15 protein-coding genes and 2 tRNA genes are annotated in these 21,529 nt (G+C 69.8%); 4 read left to right on the forward strand and 13 right to left on the reverse strand.

Annotated features, from left to right (window positions below):
* Window positions 1-254: 254 nt before the first annotated feature.
* Entirely contained in the window at window positions 255-3,515 is a 3,261-nt protein-coding gene (locus ACFXPL_RS11040; RefSeq protein WP_384915979.1) for a DNRLRE domain-containing protein, read from the forward strand.
* A gap of 226 nt (window positions 3,516-3,741) precedes the next feature.
* Entirely contained in the window at window positions 3,742-4,941 is a 1,200-nt protein-coding gene (locus ACFXPL_RS11045) for an MFS transporter (RefSeq protein ID WP_384915982.1), read from the forward strand.
* A 115-nt stretch (window positions 4,942-5,056) separates the two neighbouring features.
* On the opposite strand, the gene ACFXPL_RS11050 is transcribed toward ACFXPL_RS11045, so the two are convergent.
* The 3 genes from ACFXPL_RS11050 to ACFXPL_RS11060 form a co-directional block, all read right to left on the reverse strand.
* The gene (locus ACFXPL_RS11050; RefSeq protein ID WP_384915985.1) at window positions 5,057-5,605 is read right to left on the reverse strand and encodes a TetR/AcrR family transcriptional regulator; all 549 of its coding nucleotides are present in this window, start codon (window positions 5,603-5,605) and stop codon (window positions 5,057-5,059) included.
* 10 nt (window positions 5,606-5,615) lie between these two features.
* Entirely contained in the window at window positions 5,616-6,197 is a 582-nt protein-coding gene (locus ACFXPL_RS11055) for a sugar O-acetyltransferase (protein ID WP_384915988.1), read from the reverse strand.
* Window positions 6,198-6,333: 136 nt separating this feature from the next.
* Window positions 6,334-6,406, reverse strand: a tRNA-Ala gene (locus ACFXPL_RS11060).
* A 185-nt stretch (window positions 6,407-6,591) separates the two neighbouring features.
* Between ACFXPL_RS11060 and ACFXPL_RS11065 the strand changes: the two genes are divergently transcribed.
* Both ACFXPL_RS11065 and ACFXPL_RS11070 read left to right on the forward strand, forming a co-directional pair.
* Window positions 6,592-7,140: a helix-turn-helix domain-containing protein gene (locus ACFXPL_RS11065; protein WP_384915991.1), complete on the forward strand. Its 549-nt coding sequence runs from the start codon at window positions 6,592-6,594 to the stop codon at window positions 7,138-7,140.
* Window positions 7,141-7,214: 74 nt separating this feature from the next.
* Window positions 7,215-8,591 carry a protein kinase gene (locus ACFXPL_RS11070; protein ID WP_384915994.1) on the forward strand — a complete coding sequence of 459 codons (1,377 nt, stop codon included), beginning with the start codon at window positions 7,215-7,217 and terminating at the stop codon, window positions 8,589-8,591.
* A gap of 65 nt (window positions 8,592-8,656) precedes the next feature.
* Here ACFXPL_RS11070 and ACFXPL_RS11075 read toward each other — a convergent pair whose 3' ends face one another.
* The 10 genes from ACFXPL_RS11075 to dnaN form a co-directional block, all read right to left on the reverse strand.
* Window positions 8,657-9,985 (reverse strand): hypothetical protein, encoded by a 1,329-nt coding sequence (locus ACFXPL_RS11075; protein WP_384915997.1) that lies wholly within the window; start codon window positions 9,983-9,985, stop codon window positions 8,657-8,659.
* 251 nt (window positions 9,986-10,236) lie between these two features.
* On the reverse strand, window positions 10,237-10,371 hold the full coding sequence (locus ACFXPL_RS11080) for a DLW-39 family protein (RefSeq protein WP_003958712.1): 135 nt from the start codon (window positions 10,369-10,371) through the stop codon (window positions 10,237-10,239).
* 263 nt (window positions 10,372-10,634) lie between these two features.
* Window positions 10,635-10,708 (reverse strand) — tRNA-Ile (locus ACFXPL_RS11085).
* Between the two features lie 58 nt (window positions 10,709-10,766).
* Window positions 10,767-11,429 carry a DUF3566 domain-containing protein gene (locus ACFXPL_RS11090; protein ID WP_384916000.1) on the reverse strand — a complete coding sequence of 221 codons (663 nt, stop codon included), beginning with the start codon at window positions 11,427-11,429 and terminating at the stop codon, window positions 10,767-10,769.
* A gap of 86 nt (window positions 11,430-11,515) precedes the next feature.
* A complete protein-coding gene (gyrA, locus tag ACFXPL_RS11095) occupies window positions 11,516-14,188 on the reverse strand; it encodes a DNA gyrase subunit A (protein ID WP_384916002.1) in 2,673 nt (890 codons plus the stop codon).
* 50 nt (window positions 14,189-14,238) lie between these two features.
* Window positions 14,239-16,320 (reverse strand): DNA topoisomerase (ATP-hydrolyzing) subunit B, encoded by a 2,082-nt coding sequence (gyrB, locus tag ACFXPL_RS11100; protein ID WP_384916005.1) that lies wholly within the window; start codon window positions 16,318-16,320, stop codon window positions 14,239-14,241.
* 505 nt (window positions 16,321-16,825) lie between these two features.
* Complete coding sequence (locus tag ACFXPL_RS11105; protein ID WP_384916008.1) at window positions 16,826-17,470, reverse strand: DUF721 domain-containing protein; 645 nt, start codon at window positions 17,468-17,470, stop codon at window positions 16,826-16,828.
* Window positions 17,467-18,645, reverse strand: a complete 1,179-nt coding sequence (recF, locus tag ACFXPL_RS11110; RefSeq protein ID WP_384916012.1) for a DNA replication/repair protein RecF — start codon at window positions 18,643-18,645, stop codon at window positions 17,467-17,469. Before recF ends, ACFXPL_RS11105 begins: the two co-directional genes overlap by 4 nt.
* Before the next feature lie 28 nt (window positions 18,646-18,673).
* Complete coding sequence (gnd, locus tag ACFXPL_RS11115; RefSeq protein ID WP_384916015.1) at window positions 18,674-19,558, reverse strand: phosphogluconate dehydrogenase (NAD(+)-dependent, decarboxylating); 885 nt, start codon at window positions 19,556-19,558, stop codon at window positions 18,674-18,676.
* Between the two features lie 77 nt (window positions 19,559-19,635).
* Window positions 19,636-20,766 carry a DNA polymerase III subunit beta gene (gene dnaN / locus ACFXPL_RS11120; RefSeq protein ID WP_384916018.1) on the reverse strand — a complete coding sequence of 377 codons (1,131 nt, stop codon included), beginning with the start codon at window positions 20,764-20,766 and terminating at the stop codon, window positions 19,636-19,638.
* Window positions 20,767-21,529 lie beyond the last annotated feature (763 nt).

Below are 21,529 nucleotides of genomic sequence, written 5' to 3' on the forward strand. Positions count from 1 at the left end.
TGAACAGCCCAATGGCCCAGACCAACAGAGACTCCCCTCTACCGCCGCACACCCCCCGATCAAGATCATCCAAATCCGACATTCACGATTGATGACCAAGAGCACACCAAGGCTCCATCACGGATTCATAAATTCTTTATACGTGGACGACCTGTGTGAATCGTGTGATCGTGTCCGCGCCCATGTCCTCATCCGCCTGGTTCACCCGGGAGTAGACCGCCGTGTCCGCGCCGCCCCGCTTTCTCAGCCCCTTCGTGCGCACACGCACCCGGCTGACGCTCACTCTCGGCCTGGTTCTGGCCGCACTGACCGCTGCCCTGCTGCCCTGGTGGCAACCCGACGACCCGTCACCGCCTCAGGCCCGCAAGGCGACCGACGTACGGAAGACGGCCACCGCCCCTCGCGACCGGGCCGCCGCCGCGGCCGAGGCCGAACGCACCGGTAAAGCGGTGGTCGTCGACACGGCGACCACCGCCACCGACATGACCTGGGTCCAGCCGGACGGCCAACTGCGCACCCAGATGGCCGTGCTGCCCCGGCGGGCGAAGAACGCGGAGGGGCGGTGGGCACCGATCGACAACCGCCTGCGCCGCACCGAGAGCGACCCCGACGGCCTGGGTGTCCACCCGGTCAACCCGGCCGTACCGCTGCGGTTCGCCGACGGCACCTCCGCCGGCGGGGAGACCCGCGCGAACCGGTCGTACGCCAGGCCGTCCCTGGCGGACGATCAGCTTCCGTCCGGCGAGACCGTGCTGGCGGAGACGGTCGTCCACGGCCACGTCATCTCCTACACCTGGCCGGGCGAGCTGCCCGAGCCCGTACTCGACGGCCCGCGCGCCCTCTACTCCGAGGCGCTGCCGGGCGTCGACCTGCTCCTGGTCGCGCGGGAGGAGGGCGGCTTCGCGCAGTTGCTCATCGTCAAGGACCGCGAGGCAGCCCAGAACAAGGCGCTGACGACGATGTCGTACGGACTGAGATCGTCGACGGCCGTCTTCCGGTACGACGCGACAGCGCGCCGGATCCTGGTGCTGGACCCCGCCGGCAAGGAGGTCGGGTCCGTGCCGACGCCGTTCGCCTGGGATTCCAGCGGGCACGACCCGGAGGCGCCCGGGGAACCGGACGGGGAAACGGACGAGGGGACGGGCGGGGAGACGGACGGGGAGACGGACGGGGAGACGGACGGGGAGACGGGCGGGGAGACGGACGGAGGAACGGGCCAGGGGACGGGCGGAGGAACGGACGAGCCGCGTACCTCGGTCGCCACCCCGGCCGACGTACTGAAGCTGTCCGGACTGAACGGAATCGAGCCGGGGGCCCGGCAGGCCCCGGCGCCGATGGAGCTGGCCGGCGACGGGACGGGGACGGCGCGGATCGACGTGAAGGTCGGCGAGACCGGCCTGCTCAGCGATCCGGAGGCCCGCTTCCCGGTGTTCGTCGACCCGACGCTCAACGCGGGCTGGCTGGCCTGGACCGTGGCCTACAAGCCGTACCCGAACACCAGCTTCTGGAACGGCACCAACTTCAGCTCGGGCACGTCGGACGCTCGGGTGGGCTACGAGAAGGACACCGGCGGCACCGCCCGCTCCTTCTGGCGGATGAGGTACAGCACCGCGCTGAAGGGCGCGACGGTCACCTCGGCGAAGTTCAAGGTGCTCAACAACCACTCGTGGTCGTGCGACGAACGGCAGTTCCAGTTCTGGCTGACCGGGGCGATCTCCTCGGGCACCACGTGGAAGAAGCAGCCGAGCTGGTCGAGCGAGATCGAGAAGAAGTCGTTCGCACACGGCTGGTCGTCCAGCCAGTGCCCCGACGACTACGAGGAGTTCAACGTGAAGTCGGCCGCGCAGAAGGGCGCGGACAGCGGCTGGTCCAACATCACCTTCGGGATGCAGGCCACCAGCGAGGGCGACACCCAGACCTGGCGGAAGTTCCGGGCGACCTCGGCGGAGCTGACCGTCGTCTACAACCGCAAGCCGGCCGTGCCCAGCAGCGTCACCTCCACCCCCGGCAGCACCTGCAAGACCACCACGGGCGGCGCGACGATCGGCAAGACCAACCTGGTCCTGTCGGCGAAGTCCTCCGACCCCGACGGCAACCTCAAGGGGCTGCGCTTCCGCTTCTGGAAGTCGGGCGCGAGCACCCCGGCAGGCACCCTCGTCACCAGCCTGTCCAGCGGCAAGGGCACACTGACCGTCCCGTCGAGCACCCTCGCGGACAAGGGCGTCTACTACTGGGACGTACGGGCGGAGGACTCCGGCGGCCTGGTCTCCGCGTACTACCCCACCAGCGGAAACCGGTGCACCCTCACGGTCGACGGCTCCGCCCCGCCACCGCCGACCGTCGAGAGCGACGTCTTCCCCGAGGCCACCGACGACGGCCTGACCTGGGCGTCCGTCAAGTTCCCGGGGACCGGCGCCGTCACGCTCACCTCGTCGGGCGCGGCGAAGTTCCAGTACGGCATCGACGGCCTGAGCTGGACCGATCTGACGGCCACCAACGGCACCGCCACCATTCCCGCCCTGAAGCCCCCGCACTCGGGCCCGAACTCACTGCAGGTGTACGCCTACGACTCGTTCGGAAACAAGAGCGCCGTCACCAACCACACCTTCTACGTCCAGCCCGGCGACAAGGGCGACAGCCCCGGTGACACGGGCGGTGACGGCATCCCCGACATCCTCCACATCGACAGCACCGGCGATCTGTACACCTGCGTCGGGCTCCCGGGAGGCGGGCTGAACGACTGCCTGGGCGCCTCGTACACCTCGGACAAGCAACTGCACCCGGCCAACCACTGGTACAACCCCACCACCGGCAGGACCGCACTGATCACCCACTACGGGGACGCCTACCCCGGCGACGGCATCACCGACCTCTTCGCCGTCACCCCGGACGGGGGCTTCTGGCTCTACCCCGGAGACGGCTACGGCAGCTTCGACATCGGCAAACGGATCAAAATCCTGCTCCCCGCCGACGCCCCCGCCCCCTCCACCTGGACCCAGATCAAGGCCGTCGGCGACATCACCGGCGACAGACTCCCCGATCTCGTCCTGCGGGCCGGCCCCGCCTTCTGGGTCCTGTCCGGCTACACCGGCGCCACGTTCCGGACGGCCACGCTGATGAACGTCGACGCGTGGGCCCGCCGTGACATCGTCAACGTCGCCGACATCAACGGCGACGGCACACCCGACCTGCTGTGGCGCAACCTGGACAACGGCAACATGTACGTCCGCCACGGCAAGCCCGGCTCGGGCAGCGGCGGCGCCGACCTCGAATCACTCAAGCTGGCGGCCAACTCCCTCAACGGGGACGTCGCGTACGGAACCAGTTGGACCGAGGCCAACGTCTCGACGGCGCTCGGTATCCCCGACGTCAACGACGACGGCATCCCCGACATCTGGGCCCGTTCCGGCGTCGACGGAAAGATGCGGATCTACCACCCGTCGAAGACCAACACGAACGCGCCGGTCAAGGTCGCCCTGAACACCGACTGGAGATCGATGAGAGCCCTCGGCTGACCCCGACGGCAGGGCAGCGCTTCCGGCCGGGGCCCGGTTCCTCCTCCACCAGGGAGAACCGGGCCCCGCCGCGGGAGATCGCGAAGCGGGCCGGGATCAGTGACGTACGGCTGCTCCACCGCTTCCCCACCGTGCGGCGCCGGAGGCGGCCGTACCGGAGCGACGGGACGAGATCTTCACCAAGAGGAGTGTACGTTCGTACGCACTCGGGGTTAAGGTCGCCCGCATGACTGTTGACATAGGGGTGCGGCCCACCCGCGCCGAGCGGCGCGCGCGGGCCGCCGTGGCCGTGCTGTTCTTCACCAACGGCGCCCTGTTCGCCAACCTTCTGCCGAGGTATCCGCAGATCAAGGCCGATCTCGGGATCAGCAACGCCACCTACGGGCTGGCCGTCGCGGCGTTCCCGGCCGGGGCCATCGCGGCCGGTCTCGCGGCCGGGGTGCTCGTCCGCCGGCTCGGTTCGGCGGGGGTCGCGGTCGCGGGCACCCTGCTGAGCGGCGCGGGCATCCTCGCGGCCGGTCTCGCCGAGTCGGTGGCGCTGTTCGCCGCGGCGCTGTTCCTGGCCGGGGCGATGGACGCGCTCACCGATGTCGCGCAGAACGCGCACGGCCTGCGCGTGCAGCGCCGCTACGGGCGCTCCATCATCAACGCGTTCCACGCGATCTGGTCCATCGGCGCCGTCACCGGAGGGCTGATGGCCGCCGGCGCGATCACGCTGGACCTGTCGCGAGGGCAGCACCTGACGATCTCGGCGGTCGTCCTCGCCCTCGCCGCCGTGGTCGCCCGGCGGTTCTGCCTGACCGGCCCGGACAGCGAGCCGGAGGACGACGAGGGCGCACGCCGGCGGTCCGCCGAGAGCGCGGGCGGCTCACCGCGTACGGGATACGTGCTGGCCGCCCTCGTCGTGATCGCCACGGCCGGCACGCTCGTGGAGGACGCGGGCAGTTCCTGGGCCGCGCTGTACCTCTCCGACGCCCTGGAGTCCTCGGCCGCGCTCGCGACCTGCGGCTACATCGCGCTGGTGGGCGCCCAGTTCATCGGCCGCATCATCGGCGACCGGCTCGTCGACCGCTTCGGGCAGCGCACCGTGGCCCGCACCGGCGGCCTGATCGCCGCGGTCGGCATGGGCCTGGCGCTGGCCGTGCCGACGCTGCCAGGAACGATCCTGGGATTCGCCGCGGCAGGGTTCGGGGTGGCGACACTCATCCCCGCGGCGATGCACGAGGCCGACGAGCTGCCCGGCCTCAAACCGGGGTCGGGGCTGACGATCGTCTCCTGGCTCATGCGTCTGGGTTTCCTGGTCTCCCCGCCGGTGGTCGGGGTCGTCGCCGACACGACCAGTCTGCGCGTGGGCCTGCTGGTGGTACCCCTCGCCGGGCTGTCGGTGATCCTGCTCGCGAGGGTGCTGCGCCCCCGGGCGGGCTGAGCACGTCCGGCGCCCGAGGACCGCGCCGCCGTACGACGGGATCGCCCAGGGACCGAATGAAGCCCGTGGGGCGCGGTGTCAGGTCCGCGCCCCACGGGCCGCTCGTGAACCGCCGCTAGACGGCGGTGGTGATACGGGTGACCGCCCGCAGCGTCAGCTCGCGGCCGTGCGGTGCCCCGTTGTCCAGCGCCCGGTGCAGGGTGAGCCCCTCGATGAGCGCGTCGAGCTGACGGGCCGTGTCCGGGTCGAAGTGCCGCTCCAGCAGACGCCTGCTGCGGCGCATCCACGCCTGGGTCAGCTCCTGGTACTCCGGGCGCCGGGCCGCGAGGGTGTACAGCTCCTGCGTCAGGATCAGGTCGCGGCCGGGCCCCTCGGAGAGGGTGTGCACCAGGTCGGCGACGGCCTCCCGCGCCTGTTCCGGGCTGTCCGCACGGCCCAGGTGCTCCTCGAAGACGGCCACGATCCGGTCGGCGAAGCGCGTGAAGGCCTCGCGCAGCAGGTCGTCCATGCCGCTGAAGTGGTACGTCATCGAGCCGAGGGGGACGGCGGCGCGGGCGGCGACCTTACGGTGGGAGACGCCGGCCACGCCTTCCTCCGCGATCTGGTCGAGGGTCGCGGCGAGGATGCGCTCGCGGCGCTGCGGGTCCGTATGTCCGGTGGCCACGTGACCTGCCTCAGAGGGTGCGGATCGGCCGGGCGGGGTTGCCGACCGCGACGACGTTCGCGGGGATGTCCTTGGTGACCACCGCTCCGGCACCGATGACACTGTTGTCGCCGATGCGCACGCCGGGGCAGACGATGACGCCGCCGCCGAGCCAGACGTTGTCCCCGATCGTGATGGGCAGGGCCGCCTCCAGCTTGTCGCGCCGCGGCTGCGGCTCCACCGGGTGGGTCGGCGTGAGGAGCTGGACGTTCGGCCCGATCTGGCAGTCCTCACCGATGGTGATCGCCGCGACGTCCAGCGCGGTGAAGTGGTAGTTGACGAAGGTACGGGCACCGATGGTGATGTTGCTGCCGTAGTCGACGTACAGCGGCGGCCGCAGCTCGACGCCCTCCCCCACCGACCCGAGCAGCTCCTCCAGGACCGCCCGCGCCTCGCCCGCGCCCTCCAGGAAGACCGTCTGGTAGCGGGCGGCGAGCCGCATGGCGCGCTGCTGCCTGCTCGCGATCTCCGGGTCGTCGGCGATGTAGGGGTCGCCGGCCCGCATGCGCTCCAGGTTGGTGCGCGGGTCGTCAGCGAAGTAGTCCGTCGGCATGCCGACGACCATACCCGCCGAAGCGTACGAACGTACACTCATATCGGCACGCGCGCTCGCCCGGCAGAGCACCGACACCCCGCGCGCGCAAAAGCCCCTCCGGCCACGTTTCCGCAGGCCAGAGGGGCTGATGAAGTGGAGCCTAGGGGAGTCGAACCCCTGACATCTGCCATGCAAAGACAGCGCTCTACCAACTGAGCTAAGGCCCCGGGACGGGCGGGTACGCCGACCAGCAGAGATCGGCTCTCCCATCACCGGGCACCAGAGTACCGGGTGTACCGGGGGATCCCGCAAAACGATTGGGGCTCCCCGTGCGCGACCACGCTCCGTAAGATGCCCCACGAGGTTCGCAGCAGTGAAGCTGCCGCATTGGGGAAGCGATGGGGAGACGCGCATGGATGCCGCACAGCAGGAATCGACTGCCAGAGCCAGAGAGCTCCAGAGAAGCTGGTACGGAGAGCCTTTGGGGGCGCTCTTCCGCCGGCTGATCGACGACCTGGGTCTGAACCAGGCACGGCTCGCGGCCGTGCTGGGACTGTCGGCGCCGATGCTCTCACAGTTGATGAGCGGCCAGCGCGCGAAGATCGGCAACCCGGCGGTGGTGCAGCGCGTGCAGGCGCTGCAGGATCTGGCGGGCCAGGTGGCGGACGGCAGCGTCAGCGCCGGGGAGGCCACCGACCGGATGGAGGAGATCAAGAAGTCCCAGGGGGGCTCCGTCCTGACGGGGACCGGCCAGACGACGAACAGCTCGGGCGCGCCCACCGTGCGCCGGGTGGTGCGGGAGATCCAGTCCCTGCTGCGGTCGGTCGCCGCGGCCGGCGACATCATAGACGCGGCGGACTCCCTCGCCCCGACCCAGCCCGAACTGGCAGAGTTCCTCAGGGTCTACGGTGCCGGGCGCACCGCGGACGCGGTCGCCCATTACGAGGCGCACCAGAGCTAGAGCAGCGGTAAGCGGTACGGGCAGGACGCGGCGGAAGTCCGCCGGACACCACGACGGGGAGCGAGCGCGGCGCCATGGGTGAGGTCTTCGCGGGGCGGTACGAGCTGATCGACCCGATCGGCCGAGGCGGTGTGGGCGCCGTCTGGCGCGCCTGGGACCATCGGCGCCGCCGATACGTGGCCGCGAAGGTCCTCCAGCAGAGCGACGCGCACACCCTGCTGCGGTTCGTCCGCGAGCAGGCGCTCAGGATCGATCATCCGCACGTCCTCGCCCCGGCGAGCTGGGCGGCGGACGACGACAAGGTGCTGTTCACCATGGACCTGGTGACCGGCGGGTCGCTGGCGCACGTCATCGGCGACTACGGCCCGCTGCCGCCCCGCTTCGTCTGCACCCTGCTCGATCAGTTGCTCGCCGGTCTGGCCGCGGTGCACGCGGAGGGGGTCGTGCACCGCGACATCAAACCGGCCAACATCCTGCTGGACGCCACCGGAACGGCGCGGCCGCACCTGCGCCTCTCCGACTTCGGCATCTCCATGCGCAAGGGGGAGCCGCGGCTGACGGAGACCAACTACGTGGTGGGAACGCCTGGTTACTTCGCGCCCGAGCAGTTGATGGGCGCTGAGCCCGACTTCCCCGCCGATCTCTTCGCCGTGGGCCTCGTCGCGCTCTACCTGTTGCAGGGTCAGAAACCCGACTCCAAGGCGCTCGTCGAGCACTTCGCGACGCACGGCACCCCGGGGGCGCCGCAGGGCATCCCGGAGCCGCTGTGGCAGGTCCTGGCGGGGCTCGTCCAGCCCGACCCGCACGCCAGGTTCCGTACGGCCACGGGGGCGCGCAAGGCGCTGACGACGGCCGTGGATCTCCTCCCCGAGGCCGGGGAGGACGAGGAGCCGGTCGAGATCTTCGACCAGATCGGCCCGCTGCCCCCGGGGTTCGGCCCCACCGGCCCCGAGAAGAAGCCGGAACCCGGGCCGAAGTCCCAGCCCGAGCCCCGGCCGACCCCCGCATCGAAGCCCCAACCCGAGCCCGAGCCGGCGCCCCAACCGCCTGCCCAGCCCTCCCCCACGCCCCCGCCCCCTCCCACCTCCATGTCGGAGACCGGCAGCTTCCACCTCCCCCCACCGCCGGTCCGGCCACAGGAACCTCAGCCCCAGCCTCAGCCGTACCCCTCGGCGGCCGAGCTGGCCCACGCGCAGGCGCAGACCGCCGCCGTACGGCAGGACCCCAGCCTCACGCGTCCGTACACCGCCCAGAGCCCGCAGGCCCCTCTCCCGCAGGCCTCCCTGCCTCAGCAGGCCCAGCCACTCCAGTCACCGCGGGCGGCGCACCGTACCGTCGCCCACCACGGGCCTCGAAAGCGCCCGGGACCGTCCCCGAAGGTGGCGGTCCCGGTCCTGCTGCTGGCGCTGGCCTGTTTCGCGGTCGGCTTCTGGGCGCTGACCCAGGTCTGACGGTCCTGACGCCCGGCGGCCCGGCGGGCCTGACGCACGCGCCCGTCACGGATCACGTTCACGGATCACGGAGCCGGTACGGCCCCGCCCCGGCCGCCGTCGGCCCCGCCCCGCCGTGCCAGCAGCGTCCACACGCCGAGCCCGAGCACCAGCACCGTGCCCGTGCCGATCCCGCCCGCCGCGACCATCGCCATCGTGTCGCTCCGCGCCGTGCCCCGCTCGTCCTGTCCGGCCGAGGCCGCGTCCCGGTCGTCGCCGGTCACGTCGAAGAGGCCGGCGGGCCCGTCGTACCCCGGTCCGGCCTTCGGCGTGCCCTTGACGTCGACCCGTAGCGTCACCCCGTACGGCCTCTCCCCGAACGTTTTGCCCACCTCCGGGTTGAGGCTGATCCGCAGGTAGTACCAGCCCGCGAACCGCATGTCCTGGTCGCCGGAGCGGTAGCCGAAGCGGTTCTCGTAGGCCACCGGCGGCAGCGGGTCGAGGGCCGTCGTCTTCTGCTTGCCGTCGTACGAGACCGAGCCGCTGCCGTCCACGTACCCGAGCGCCGGGTTGTAGAGGGACAACCCGAGCGCGCCGCCCACGAAGCCGTCCCCGTCCGAGCTGCCGAGGTCGGCGCTGGCGAAGAGCTGCTGCCCCCAGTCGACGGGCACCCGGTAGAAGAGCGACGCCCCCGGCTCGATCTTCGTCGTCCACTCGCCCGACTCCAGCCCCTTGGCGTCGGTGAAGCCGTGACCGCCCGCCCGCTCGCGCACCGCGCCCGCGACCGGCTCGGGGGAGGCGCTCGGCCACTGCGAGGGCGCCTGGGTCGGCCCGGTCTCCTTGAGCCTCGGCTCGGTGACGTGGCGGATCTCCAGCTCCCACGGCGTGGCCGAGGAGGTCTTCTCACTGGTCCGCTCGATGACGACGTAGTACGCCCCCGACTCCTGGCAGGTGGACGCGCCTTCCTTGATCACCCGGTAGGCGTAGGCGGCGAGCGGCCGGGCGAACTCTCCTTGCGCACCGAAGTTCGAGTAGTTCGAACTGCAGTCGGTGCCCTCGCGGTTCTGGAGCGAAACCTCGATCTTGTCCCCGAAGACGACCTTCGTACCGGGCTCGGGCACGGCGACCGCGGAGACGTAGTCGCTCGTGGGCTTCGTCAGGTCCAGCCGGTAGAAGCGTTTCTCCCCCGGCTTGATCGAGTCGCGGTAGACGGCGCCGGTGTCCAGCGTCCGCGCCTCGCTCGTGCTCGCCGCGCCGGTGATCTGCCGCGCGTCGGGCTCGAAGGCGTACGGAGCCGGCCCGCCCGCCGCCCACGCCTGCCCCGGCAGCGCCAGGGCCGCGCTCACGGCCGCCGCCACGCACATCACCGATGTCGCGGCCGACGCCACCCGGCCCCTGCTGCGCTGCCCGTTCACGCGCTCTCCCCCTGCCTCTGCCCGCTGTCGCGTTCCGTCTGCGGGGGTCCATCCTGCCCCGGCGGCCGCACCGCTGTCTGCCCGGGCAGAACAGCGGGCGCCACGAGGGCCGGAACAGCGGGCACCGAGGAGGCCGGGGGACAGCGGACGGCGGCGGAACCGGGACAGCGGGCGCCACCAGGGCCACACCAGCGGGCAGCACGAAGCCCCGGCCGCTCAGCGACCGGGGCTCGCATCAGGACTGCTGCGTCTCACACACCCGAACCTGCGGGCACGGAGTCCGTCGCCTCGGTCCACAGATCCTGCTCGGCGCGGTCCGCCTGGATCTGGCGGTACACGAGGAGCCCGCCGATGGCAGCCAGTGCGACCAAAAGAAGCTTCTTCACCGCGCGACCTCGTCTTTCCTTGACGTAGGGGACTTCTGGCGCCCGACTATACACACCGATCGATATCGATCGGTGACCTGTCCGACCCCAACTCCCGCCGTCGTCACGGCCGGACACCGACAGTAAAAGAACGGTCGCTCAGTCGGCACGGGCCGACAGGACAGCGCGAAAACAGGACAGTATGAAAAGACAGGGCGACGTGGAAAGTACCGTGCAATGCGATCGGCCCGTACGGAGAGATCCGTACGGGCCGATACTCGCGGTGGGGCTAACAGGATTTGAACCTGTGGCCTCATCCTTATCAGGGATGCGCTCTAACCAACTGAGCTATAGCCCCGCGCTGCCCCTGAAGATTAGCGCACTTCAGGGCCAGCCCCAAAATCGATACCCGGACCTCACTCGTCCTCGGCGAGCGTCAGCTCGACGCCGCCCACGAAGCCCGCGGAAAGGTTGTAGATGAAGGCCCCGAGCGTGGCCAGCGCGGTCGCCAGCACCACGTCGATCACCGCGATGACCGACGTGAAGACGAGCACCCGCGGCAGCGACAGGAACGACTGGAGGTCGAACCCGTTGCTCTCGTTGGATCCCGTGGCCTCGCTGATCGTCCCGCCGACGGTCGAGAAGACGCCCATGGCGTCCATGACCATCCACAGCACCGCCGCCGCCACGATGGTGCAGAGGCCGAGCGCGATGGAGAGCAGGAAGCTGACCTTCATCACCGACCACGGGTCGGCCTTGGAGACCCGCAGCCGCGCCTTGCGCGTCCGGGGCGTGGTCCGCGCGCCCGTCCTCGGCAGGCGTACCGCCGCGGCGGCGGGTCCCGTCGTCGGTGCGGCGGAACCGCCGCCTCCGGCGGTTCCGGTGGCGGAAGGGGCAGATGTCACGGAAGCTCCCTGTTGGCCCTGCTGTCCGGCCGGCTTGGATCCCTGTCCGGCTTGAGTGGCTCCGCCGCCCGGAGAGGGATACGCCTGCGGCGGGTGGTACGGCTGGGCGGCCGGCTGCGGCTGCCCAGCGCCATAGGTCTCGAACGGGGGCTTGTTCCCCCGGGTGTCGGTCACGGTAACCCCCTGGGAGTCCGTGGCAGGGCCACGGGCACCGTTCGCTCCTGAAGCGGCCGATCCGGCGCCCGTGGCTCCACTCACGCTTACTCCTCGTGCTCCCCGGCCGGAGGCTTGCTGCCTCCGGCGACCTCGGCCGTACCGGCCTCATCGGTCCCCGGGTCATCGGTCCCGTCGACCTCTTCAGCCTCACGGCCCGCCTCGGCATTGCGCGCGATACCCACGACGGCATCACGCTTGCCCAGGTTGATCAGTTGGACGCCCATGGTGTCACGGCCCGTCTCCCTGACTTCGTTGACTCGCGTGCGAATCACACCACCGCCGAGGGTGATGGCAAGGATCTCATCAGTCTCCTCGACCACCAACGCGCCGACGAGCGACCCGCGGTCCTCCACGATCTTGGCGGCCTTGATGCCGAGGCCGCCACGGCCCTGGACGCGGTACTCGTCGACAGCGGTCCGCTTCGCGTAGCCGCCGTCCGTGGCAGTGAAGACGAACGTACCGGGCCGGACGACATTCATCGAGAGGAGCTCGTCGCCCTCGCGGAAACTCATCCCCTTGACCCCGGACGTGGCACGCCCCATCGGGCGCAGCGCGTCGTCCGTCGCGGTGAACCGGATCGACTGCGCCTTCCGGCTGATGAGCAGCAGATCGTCCTCCGCCGACACCAGCTCGGCGCCGATCAGCTCGTCGTCCGCGCCCGCGTCGGTCTCCCGGAGGTTGATCGCGATGACACCGCCCGACCGCGGAGAGTCGTAATCCTTGAGCGGGGTCTTCTTGACCAGCCCCGCCTTTGTTGCGAGAACGAGATACGGCACGGCCTCGTAGTCGCGGATCGCCAGGATCTCGGCGATCTGCTCGTCCGGCTGGAAAGCGAGCAGGTTGGCCACGTGCTGACCCCGCGCGTCCCGGCCGACGTCCGGCAGTTCGTACGCCTTGGCCCGGTAGACCCGGCCCTTGTTCGTGAAGAACAGCAGCCAGTGGTGGGTCGTGGAGACGAAGAAGTGGTCGACGATGTCGTCTTCCTTGAGCTTCGTCCCGCGGACACCCTTGCCGCCGCGCTTCTGCGAGCGGTAGTCGTCCGTCTTCGTACGCTTCACATAGCCGCCACGCGTGATGGTGACGACGATGTCCTCCTCCGCGATCAAGTCCTCCATGGACATGTCACCGTCGAAGGGGACCAGCTTGGAACGCCGGTCGTCACCGAACTTGTCGACGATGACGGTCAGTTCCTCGCGGACGATCTGCCGCTGCTTCTCCGGCGACGCCAGGATCGCGTTGTACTCGTTGATCTTCGCCTGGAGATCGTCGTGCTCCGCGACGATCTTCTGCCGCTCCAGGGCCGCCAGCCGGCGGAGCTGCATCTCCAGGATCGCGTTCGCCTGGATCTCGTCGATCGTGAGCAGCCCCATCAGGCCCTCACGCGCGATCTCGACCGTGTCGCTGCGCCGGATCAACGCGATGACCTCGTCGATCGCGTCGAGCGCCTTGAGCAGACCGCGCAGGATGTGCGCCCGCTCCTCCGCCTTGCGCAGCCGGAACCTCGTACGCCGGACGATGACCTCGATCTGGTGCGTCACCCAGTGCCGGATGAACGCGTCCAGCGACAGCGTGCGCGGCACCCCGTCCACCAGCGCCAGCATGTTCGCGCTGAAGTTGGACTGGAGATCGGTGTGCTTGTACAGGTTGTTCAGGACGACCTTGGCGACCGCGTCCCGCTTCAGGACGACGACCAGGCGCTGCCCCGTACGGGAGGACGTCTCGTCGCGGACGTCGGCGATGCCACCGACCTTTCCGTCCTTGACCAGATCGGCGATCTTCTGAGCGAGATTGTCCGGGTTGGTCTGGTACGGGAGCTCCGTGACCACCAGGCACTGGCGGTTCTGGATCTCCTCGACCTCGACCACCGCGCGCATCGTGATCGAGCCGCGGCCCGTACGGTACGCCTCCTCGATGCCCTTACGGCCCACGACCAGCGCGCCGGACGGGAAGTCAGGACCCTTGATCCGCTCGATCAGCGCGTCCAGCAGCTCCTCGTGCGAGGCCTCCGGGTGCTCCAGCGCCCACATCGCGCCGGCCGCGACCTCCCGCAGATTGTGCGGCGGGATGTTCGTGGCCATACCGACGGCGATACCCGCCGAGCCGTTGATCAGAAGATTCGGGAACCGCGCCGGCAGCACCGTCGGCTCCTGGTTGCGGCCGTCGTAGTTGTCCGTGAAGTCGACGGTCTCCTCGTCGATGTCCCGGAGCATCTCCATCGACAGCGGCATCAGCTTGCACTCGGTGTACCGCATGGCGGCGGCCGGGTCGTTGCCCGGTGAACCGAAGTTGCCGTTGGAGTCCACCAGCGGCATCCGCATCGACCACGGCTGCGCGAGGCGGACCAGCGCGTCGTAGATCGAGGAGTCGCCGTGCGGGTGGTACGTACCCATCACGTCACCGACGACGCGGGCGCACTTGTAGAAGCCCTTCTCGGGCCGGTAACCGCCGTCGTACATCGCGTACAGCACGCGCCGGTGGACGGGCTTGAGGCCGTCCCGTACGTCCGGCAGCGCGCGCGACACGATGACGGACATCGCGTAGTCGAGGTACGAGCGCTGCATCTCCGTTTCGAGCCCCACGGGCTCTACGCGCATCGCCAGGCCCTCGACCGCCTCGACCACCTCCTGGACCACAGGGGTCCCAGGGGTGCCGGGGACGCCGGAGTTCTCGGAGTCGTCGGCGTTGTCAGGTGTTGCGGGGGTGTTCTCGTCGGCCATCGCTGGTCAGTGTTCCTTTCGGCCTTGTCGAATCCGTCAGCGGTGACCGACTAGATGTCGAGGAAGCGGACGTCCTTGGCATTGCGCTGGATGAAGGACCGCCGCGCCTCGACGTCCTCGCCCATCAGCACCGAGAACAGATCGTCGGCCTGGGCCGCGTCGTCCAGCGTGACCTGGCCGAGCACCCGGTGGTCGACGTCCATCGTGGTGATCCGCAGCTCCTCGGCGTTCATCTCGCCCAGACCCTTGAAGCGCTGGATCGAGTCCTCCTTGATCCGCTTCCCGTTCTGCTTGCCCAGCTCGACCAGCGCGTCGCGCTCCCGGTCGGAGTAGGCGTACTCGAAGTCGTCCCGGCCCCACTTGATCTTGTAGAGCGGCGGGCGGGAGAGATAGACGTGCCCGGCCTCGACCAGGGGACGCATGAAGCGGAACAGGAACGTCAGCAGCAGCGTGTTGATGTGCTGGCCGTCGACGTCGGCGTCCGCCATCAGAATGATCTTGTGATAGCGGAGCTTCTCGATGTCGAAGTCCTCGTGCACCCCCGTGCCGAACGCCGAGATCAGCGCCTGCACCTCGGTGTTCTGGAGGATCTTGTCGATCCGCGCCTTCTCGACGTTCAGGATCTTGCCGCGGATCGGCAGGATCGCCTGGTACATCGGGTTACGGCCCGACTTCGCCGAACCGCCGGCGGAGTCACCCTCGACGATGAAGATCTCGCACTTCGACGGGTCGTTCGACTGGCAGTCGCTCAGCTTGCCCGGCAGGGACGCGCTCTCCAGCAGCCCCTTGCGACGGGTCAGATCCCGCGCCTTACGGGCCGCGACCCGGGCCGTGGCGGCCTGGATCGACTTGCGGATGATGTCCGCGGCCTCGTTCGGATTACGGTCGAACCAGTCCGTCAGGTGCTCGTGCACGATCTTCTGGACGAAGGTCTTCGCCTCCGTGTTGCCCAGCTTCGTCTTCGTCTGCCCCTCGAACTGCGGCTCGCCCAGCTTCACCGAGATGATCGCGGTCAGACCCTCGCGGATGTCCTCGCCCGCCAGGTTGTCGTCCTTCTCCCGCAGGAACTTCTTCTCGCGCGCGTAGCGGTTGACCAGACCGGTCATCGCCGCGCGGAAGCCCTCCTCGTGCGTACCGCCCTCATGCGTGTGGATCGTGTTCGCGAAGGAGTACACACCCTCGCTGTACTGCGCGTTCCACTGCATCGCGATCTCGACCGAGAGCAGCCGCTCCTTGTCCTCGGCCTCGATGTCGATGACCGTCGGGTGGATCAGCTCGCCCTTGCGCGAGTTGAGGTACTTCACGAAGTCGACGATGCCACCCTCGTAGAAGTACGTCACCGTACGCGCCGGCGGCTCCTCGTCCGCGCCCTCCACCGCGTCCGTACCCGCGACGTCCGCGCCCACGACGGCCTTCGCCGACTCGCGCTCGTCCGTCAGGGTCAGGGTCAGGCCCTTGTTGAGGAAGGCCATCTCCTGGAAGCGCCGCGACAGCGTCTCGAAGGAGTAGTCCGTCGTCTCGAAGACGTCCGGGTCGGCCCAGAACGTCACGGTCGTACCGGAGTCGGACGTCTCCTCGTTACGGGCCAGGGGCGCCGTCGGCACACCGAGCTTGTAGTCCTGCGTCCAGCGGTAGCCGTCCGTCTTGACCTCGACCGAGACCTTCGTCGAGAGCGCGTTGACGACGGAGACGCCCACGCCGTGCAGACCGCCGGAGACGGCGTAACCGCCGCCGCCGAACTTGCCGCCCGCGTGCAGCACCGTCATCACGACCTCGACGGCCGGCTTGTTCTCGGACGGAACGATGCCCACCGGGATCCCGCGGCCGTTGTCGATCACCCGGACCCCGCCGTCGGGGAGGATCGTGACGTCGATCGTGTCCGCGTGCCCGGCCATCGCCTCGTCGACGGCGTTGTCGACGACTTCCTGCACAAGGTGGTGCAGCCCGCGCTCACCGGTCGAGCCGATGTACATGCCGGGCCGCTTGCGGACCGCGTCCAGGCCCTCAAGAACGGTGATGGCACTGGCGTCGTACGCGGCGGTCACCTCGCCGTGCTCGCCAGTGGCGACGGACGGGGTCTTCTCTTTGGGGTTGCCGGAATCGGCCACGAAGCGCCCTTTCTGGCACAGCACAGGCCGTCCTCCGAGCAAGCGGGAGCGGCTGCGTCGTTCGGCTTGTGTCAGCATCTGTTGACAGTCCCCCGCAAGCAGCGCGGGATTTCCCATCAGTCTACCGGTAGCGCCGACCCGAATGGGGGTTTGCCGGTACCTGAGTCCGCATGTGCCGCCCTGGATGAGCAGCCTCCGACTCCCCATATTCGGGAAGGGGCTCCAAGAGGCTCACACCGGCGTTGAGCGCTTCGGCCTGTCAACCTCCCACTACGGTGAGGGACACCTCAATCTCCCCAGGCGCTCTCCCAGGTCACAGCGCCACCGGGCGGCACGGAACGGGGCGAGCCGTCCCCCGTAAGAAGGACGGCTCGTGAGGAGAATCGGTGCCGCGCGCGGGCACCGGGAACGCGGGGGATACGCAGGGGATACAAGGACGCGGGGAGTACGGGGACGTACGAGGTCCCAGGACGCGCGAGGCCACGGGCGCTCAGCGGGACGGGCGCTCAGAAGGGACGGGAGCGGAGCCTCAGCCGTACGTGTCGCCGGGCCCCGTGGACCCCGGCGCCCGGAGGCGGCCGTACCGCTGCGGCGGGCCCCCCGGTCCCAGCACCTTGATCATCCGGACCGTGCCGTGGCCCAGGTCCTCGTTCAGCCGCGCCACCAGGCGCGGCGCCAGCAGCCGCAACTGCGTCGCCCACACCGTCGAGTCGCACTGCACGGTCAGCACCCGCGCGTCCTCGGCGTCGTCGTAACGCTGCGGCACACAGTGCTTCGCCAGGTCCTCCCCGACGATCTGCGGCCAGCGGCCCATCACCCCGCCCACGGCGGCCGGGGTCTCCCAGCCCCGCTCCATGATCAGCCGGTTGATCGCCGCACCCAGCGGCAGCGGATCACGCCCGTCGGCCCGCGCGCCGGACCGCAGCCCGCCACCGCGCCTGGCCTGCTTCTTCTGCTGTACGGCGTTGCCCCGGGCGCGGGCCTGCTCCTTCGCCGCCCGCAGCGCGACCCGGGCCAGATCCACCCCGGACGGCTCAGGCACCGACGCCGCCGACGACGGCGGCACGGCCCCGGCGGACGGCTCGGGCAGCTCCGCGGGCACCCCGCGGCCCCCCGGCCACCGAGGACCCGGCGCCCCTGGGCCCCCCGGCGTTCCCGGACTCAACGGACTCATACGCGCTCCACCGCACCCTCGGCCACCGCGAACCGCGCCCCGGCCAGCACACCCGGCACATCGTCGTCCACCGCCGCCGTCACCAGCACCTGCTCACCCGGAGCCACCAGCTCCGCCAGTCGCTCCCGCCGCCGCGCGTCCAGCTCGGCGAACACGTCGTCCAGCACCAGCACCGGCTCGTTGCCCTCGGCGCGCAGCAGATCGTACGAGGCCAGTCGCAGCGCCAGCGCGTACGACCAGGACTCGCCGTGGCTCGCGTACCCCTTCGCCGGCAGCCGGCCCAGCTTCAGCACCAGATCGTCCCGGTGCGGCCCGACCAGCGTCACGCCCCGCTCGATCTCCTGCTTGCGCACCTCGGCCAGCGCCGCCAGCAGATGCGCGTACAGCTCGTCGCGCGAGGACCCGGCGCCCGGCTCGCCCGGACCATCGACGCCCGGCGAACCGCCCGGCTCGTCACCGCCCGGGCCACCGGCGGAGGAACGGTACTCCAACGTGACCGGACCGCCGCCCGGCGCCAACTGCTCGTACGCCTTGTCCGTCAGCGGCTGCAGCGTCGCGATCAGATCGACCCGCTGCGCCAGCAGCTCCGAACCGGCGCGCGCGAGATGCTGGTCCCAGACGTCCAGCGTGGACAGGTCCATGCCACGCCCGCCGTGCCGCCGCGCCATCGCCGCCGACTTCAGCAGCGTGTTCCGCTGCCGGAGCACGCGCTCGTAGTCCGACCGCACCCCCGCCATCCGCGGCGACCGCGCGGTGATCAGCTCGTCCAGGAACCGGCGGCGCTCGCCCGGATCGCCCTTCACCAGCGCCAGGTCCTCCGGCGCGAACAGCACCGTCCGTACGATCCCGACCACGTCACGCGGTTTGACCTGCGACGACCGGTTGATACGGGCCCGGTTCGCCCGGCCGGGGTTCAGCTCAAGCTCCACGAGCTGCGAGCGTTCGCCCTGCGTGACCGCCGCCCGGATCACCGCGCGCTCCGCGCCCATCCGGACCAACGGCGCGTCCGACGAGACCCGGTGGCTGCCGAGCGTCGCCAGATAGCCGACCGCCTCGACCAGATTCGTCTTGCCCTGCCCGTTCGCCCCCACGAACGCGGTGACGCCCGGGTCGAGGGGCACCTCCACCCGGGCGTACGACCGGAAGTCGGCCAGCGACAGATGCGTCACGTGCATGGCTGTGCGCGGACCTCCCCGGATGTCACTACTTGCCGTCGGCCGACTCGACGGCATGGCCGCCGAACTGGTTGCGCAGCGCCGCGACCATCTTCATCTGCGGCGAGTCCTCCTGGCGCGAGGCGAACCGCGCGAAGAGCGACGCGGTGATCGCGGGCAGCGGCACCGCGTGGTTGATGGCCGCCTCGACCGTCCACCGGCCCTCGCCCGAGTCCTCCGCGTACCCCCGGAGCTGGTTCAGGTGCTCGTCCTGGTCCAGCGCGTTGACCGCCAGGTCCAGCAGCCAGGAGCGGATGACCGTGCCCTCCTGCCAGGAGCGGAAGACCTCACGGACATCGGTGACCGAGTCAACCTTCTCCAGCAGCTCCCAGCCCTCGGCGTACGCCTGCATCATGGCGTACTCGATGCCGTTGTGGACCATCTTGGCGAAGTGGCCCGCGCCGACCTTGCCGGCGTGCACGGAGCCGAAGTTCCCCTCGGGCTTGAGCGCGTCGAAGATCGGCTCCACCTTCGCCACATGCTCCGCGTCACCGCCGTACATCAGCGCATAGCCGTTGTCGAGGCCCCAGACACCGCCGGAGACACCGCAGTCGAGGAAGCCGATGCCCTTGATGCCCAGCTCGACCGCGTGCTTCTCGTCGTCGGTCCAGCGGGAGTTCCCGCCGTCGACCACGACATCACCGGGGGACAGCAGCTCGGCGAGCTCGTCGATCGTCGCCTGGGTCGCGGCACCCGCGGGAACCATCACCCACACCACACGCGGACCCTTGAGCTTGTCCACCAGCTCCTTGAGGCTGTGGACGTCCGCGAGATCCGGATTGCGGTCGTATCCGATGACGGTGTGTCCGGCGCGGCGGATGCGCTCGCGCATGTTGCCGCCCATCTTGCCGAGACCCACAAGACCGAGCTCCATCAGGCGTTCCTTAAGCGTTGAGGCGATTCGTACCCGGGTCCGAGCCTACGCCCGGACCCGGCCACTCACCTGTGGGGTCAGCCGCTCAGGCGTACCGGCATGATCAGGTACTTGTACGCCTCGTCCGCCTCGGCGTCGACGGCCGGGCGACCGCTGAGCAGCGCCGGCTTCGTGGACGTCGTGAAGGAGAGCTGGGCCACCGGGGAGTCGATCGCGCTCAGACCGTCCAGCAGGAAGGTCGGGTTGAAGGCGATCGAGATGTCGTCGCCGTCGAGCTGGGCGTCGACGCGCTCCACAGCCTGTGCGTCGTCGCTGGAACCGGCTTCGAGGATGAGAACGCCCTGCTCGAAGCTGAGCCGTACGGGGGTGTTCCGCTCCGCGACCAGGGCCACGCGCTTGACGGCCTCGACGAACGGGGCGGTCTCGATCACCGCGACCGAGTTGAACTCGGTCGGGAAGAGCGTGCGGTACTTCGGCAGATCACCTTCGAGCAGCCGGGTCGTCGTACGCCGTCCCGCGCCCTCGAAGCCGATCAGGCCCTCGCCCGCGCCGGAACCGGAGAGCGCCAGAGTGACCGTGTCGCCGTTGGTGAGCGCCTTGGCGGTGTCCAGCAGCGTCTTGGCGGGCACCAGGGCGACCGCGGAGATGTCCGGCGACTCGGGCTTCCACAGGAACTCACGGACCGCGAAGCGGTAGCGGTCGGTCGAGGCCAGGGTGACCGTGTCGCCCTCGATCTCGATCCGTACGCCGGTCAGGACGGGCAGCGTGTCGTCGCGGCCCGCGGCGATGGCGACCTGGGAGGCGGCCGAGGCGAAGACCTCACCGGGCACGGTGCCGGTGGCCGTCGGCATCTGCGGCAGCGCCGGGTACTCCTCCACAGGCAGTGTGTGGAGCGTGAAGCGGGAGGAGCCGCAGACGACCGTCGCCCGTACACCGTCTGTGGAGATCTCCACCGGACGGTTGGGCAGCGCGCGGCAGATGTCGGCGAGCAGCCGGCCGGAGACGAGGACGGTGCCGTCATCCTCCACCTCCGCGTCCACCGAGACCCGCGCCGAAACCTCGTAGTCGAAGCTGGAGAAGCTGAGCGCGCCGTTCTCCGCCTTCAGCAGAAGGCCAGCGAGCACCGGCGCCGGCGGACGGGCCGGAAGGCTACGGGCCACCCAGGCCACCGCCTCCGCGAGTACATCGCGCTCCACCCGGATCTTCACCGGAACCGCCTCCTGCTGTTGCTCGCTCGCCCTGCTGGCCTTCGTCGTCGGCTGTGATGCCGGGGACCAGTCTGACCTACGGCGCCGACACTCGGTGCTGTCGCGGGTCAAGCCGAGGCGAGACGTTCCGGACGGTCGGCCGCGAAGTTGTGCACAGGCCCTGCTTCGAAACGGACTCCTGGCTAACTCTCAGGGGTAGTAGTAGTAGGTCCTGTGGAAACCGTGGATAACGTCGTATGCGCAGGTCAAGCCCGTTTTTTTATCCACCGGGCTTGTGGGCGGAGCCGTGGAGAACTCGGCTCTTCTGTGGACAGGCGAAAGTTCTGCACACCCCATGCACAGGACACCCTGACTTCTCCCCAGCCGCGTCCCCAGTTTTACCCACGTTCCCCACAGCCCAACCGACCTCCTTGATGTGACGCCTTTCACTCGACTCAGCGACCCCGGGTGTTTCGTTGCCGAACAGTGGACAGGGCTGTGGAGAAGCTGTGGGCGACGGAGGGTTGCCTGTGGGCCGCCGGTGGACAAGATCCCGGAGGCCCTGTGGACAGAAAATTCGTCCACAGGCTGTGGAGCGGCGTCAACCACAAATCCACACCCCCCTGACCTGGAGCGATGTCCGGGCGACGGCCTGCCCTGTGGACACGATCGGGACAACTCCTGGGTCCCCAGGCTGTGGACGGAAGATTCTGCCCGAATCTGTGGAGAAGGCTTCCGTGCCGCCGCGTATTCGAACAGCGAGGGCGGCCGGTGACACGCCGCG

Origin of the sequence: Streptomyces sp. NPDC059092 (genome assembly GCF_042756365.1) — a bacterium.
Taxonomy (GTDB): Bacteria; Actinomycetota; Actinomycetes; order Streptomycetales; family Streptomycetaceae; genus Streptomyces.

Bases quoted from the DNA above. Each gene is read 5' to 3' on its own strand.
- ACFXPL_RS11045 (WP_384915982.1), top strand. From the start codon at position 3,742: ATGACTGTTGACATAGGGGTGCGGCCCACCCGCGCCGAGCGGCGCGCG.
- ACFXPL_RS11055 (WP_384915988.1), bottom strand. From the start codon at position 6,197: ATGCCGACGGACTACTTCGCTGACGACCCGCGCACCAACCTGGAGCGC.
- ACFXPL_RS11065 (WP_384915991.1), top strand. From the start codon at position 6,592: ATGGATGCCGCACAGCAGGAATCGACTGCCAGAGCCAGAGAGCTCCAG.
- ACFXPL_RS11070 (WP_384915994.1), top strand. From the start codon at position 7,215: ATGGGTGAGGTCTTCGCGGGGCGGTACGAGCTGATCGACCCGATCGGC.
- gyrA (WP_384916002.1), bottom strand. From the start codon at position 14,188: ATGGCCGACGAGAACACCCCCGCAACACCTGACAACGCCGACGACTCC.
- ACFXPL_RS11105 (WP_384916008.1), bottom strand. From the start codon at position 17,470: ATGAGTCCGTTGAGTCCGGGAACGCCGGGGGGCCCAGGGGCGCCGGGT.
- recF (WP_384916012.1), bottom strand. From the start codon at position 18,645: ATGCACGTGACGCATCTGTCGCTGGCCGACTTCCGGTCGTACGCCCGG.
- gnd (WP_384916015.1), bottom strand. From the start codon at position 19,558: ATGGAGCTCGGTCTTGTGGGTCTCGGCAAGATGGGCGGCAACATGCGC.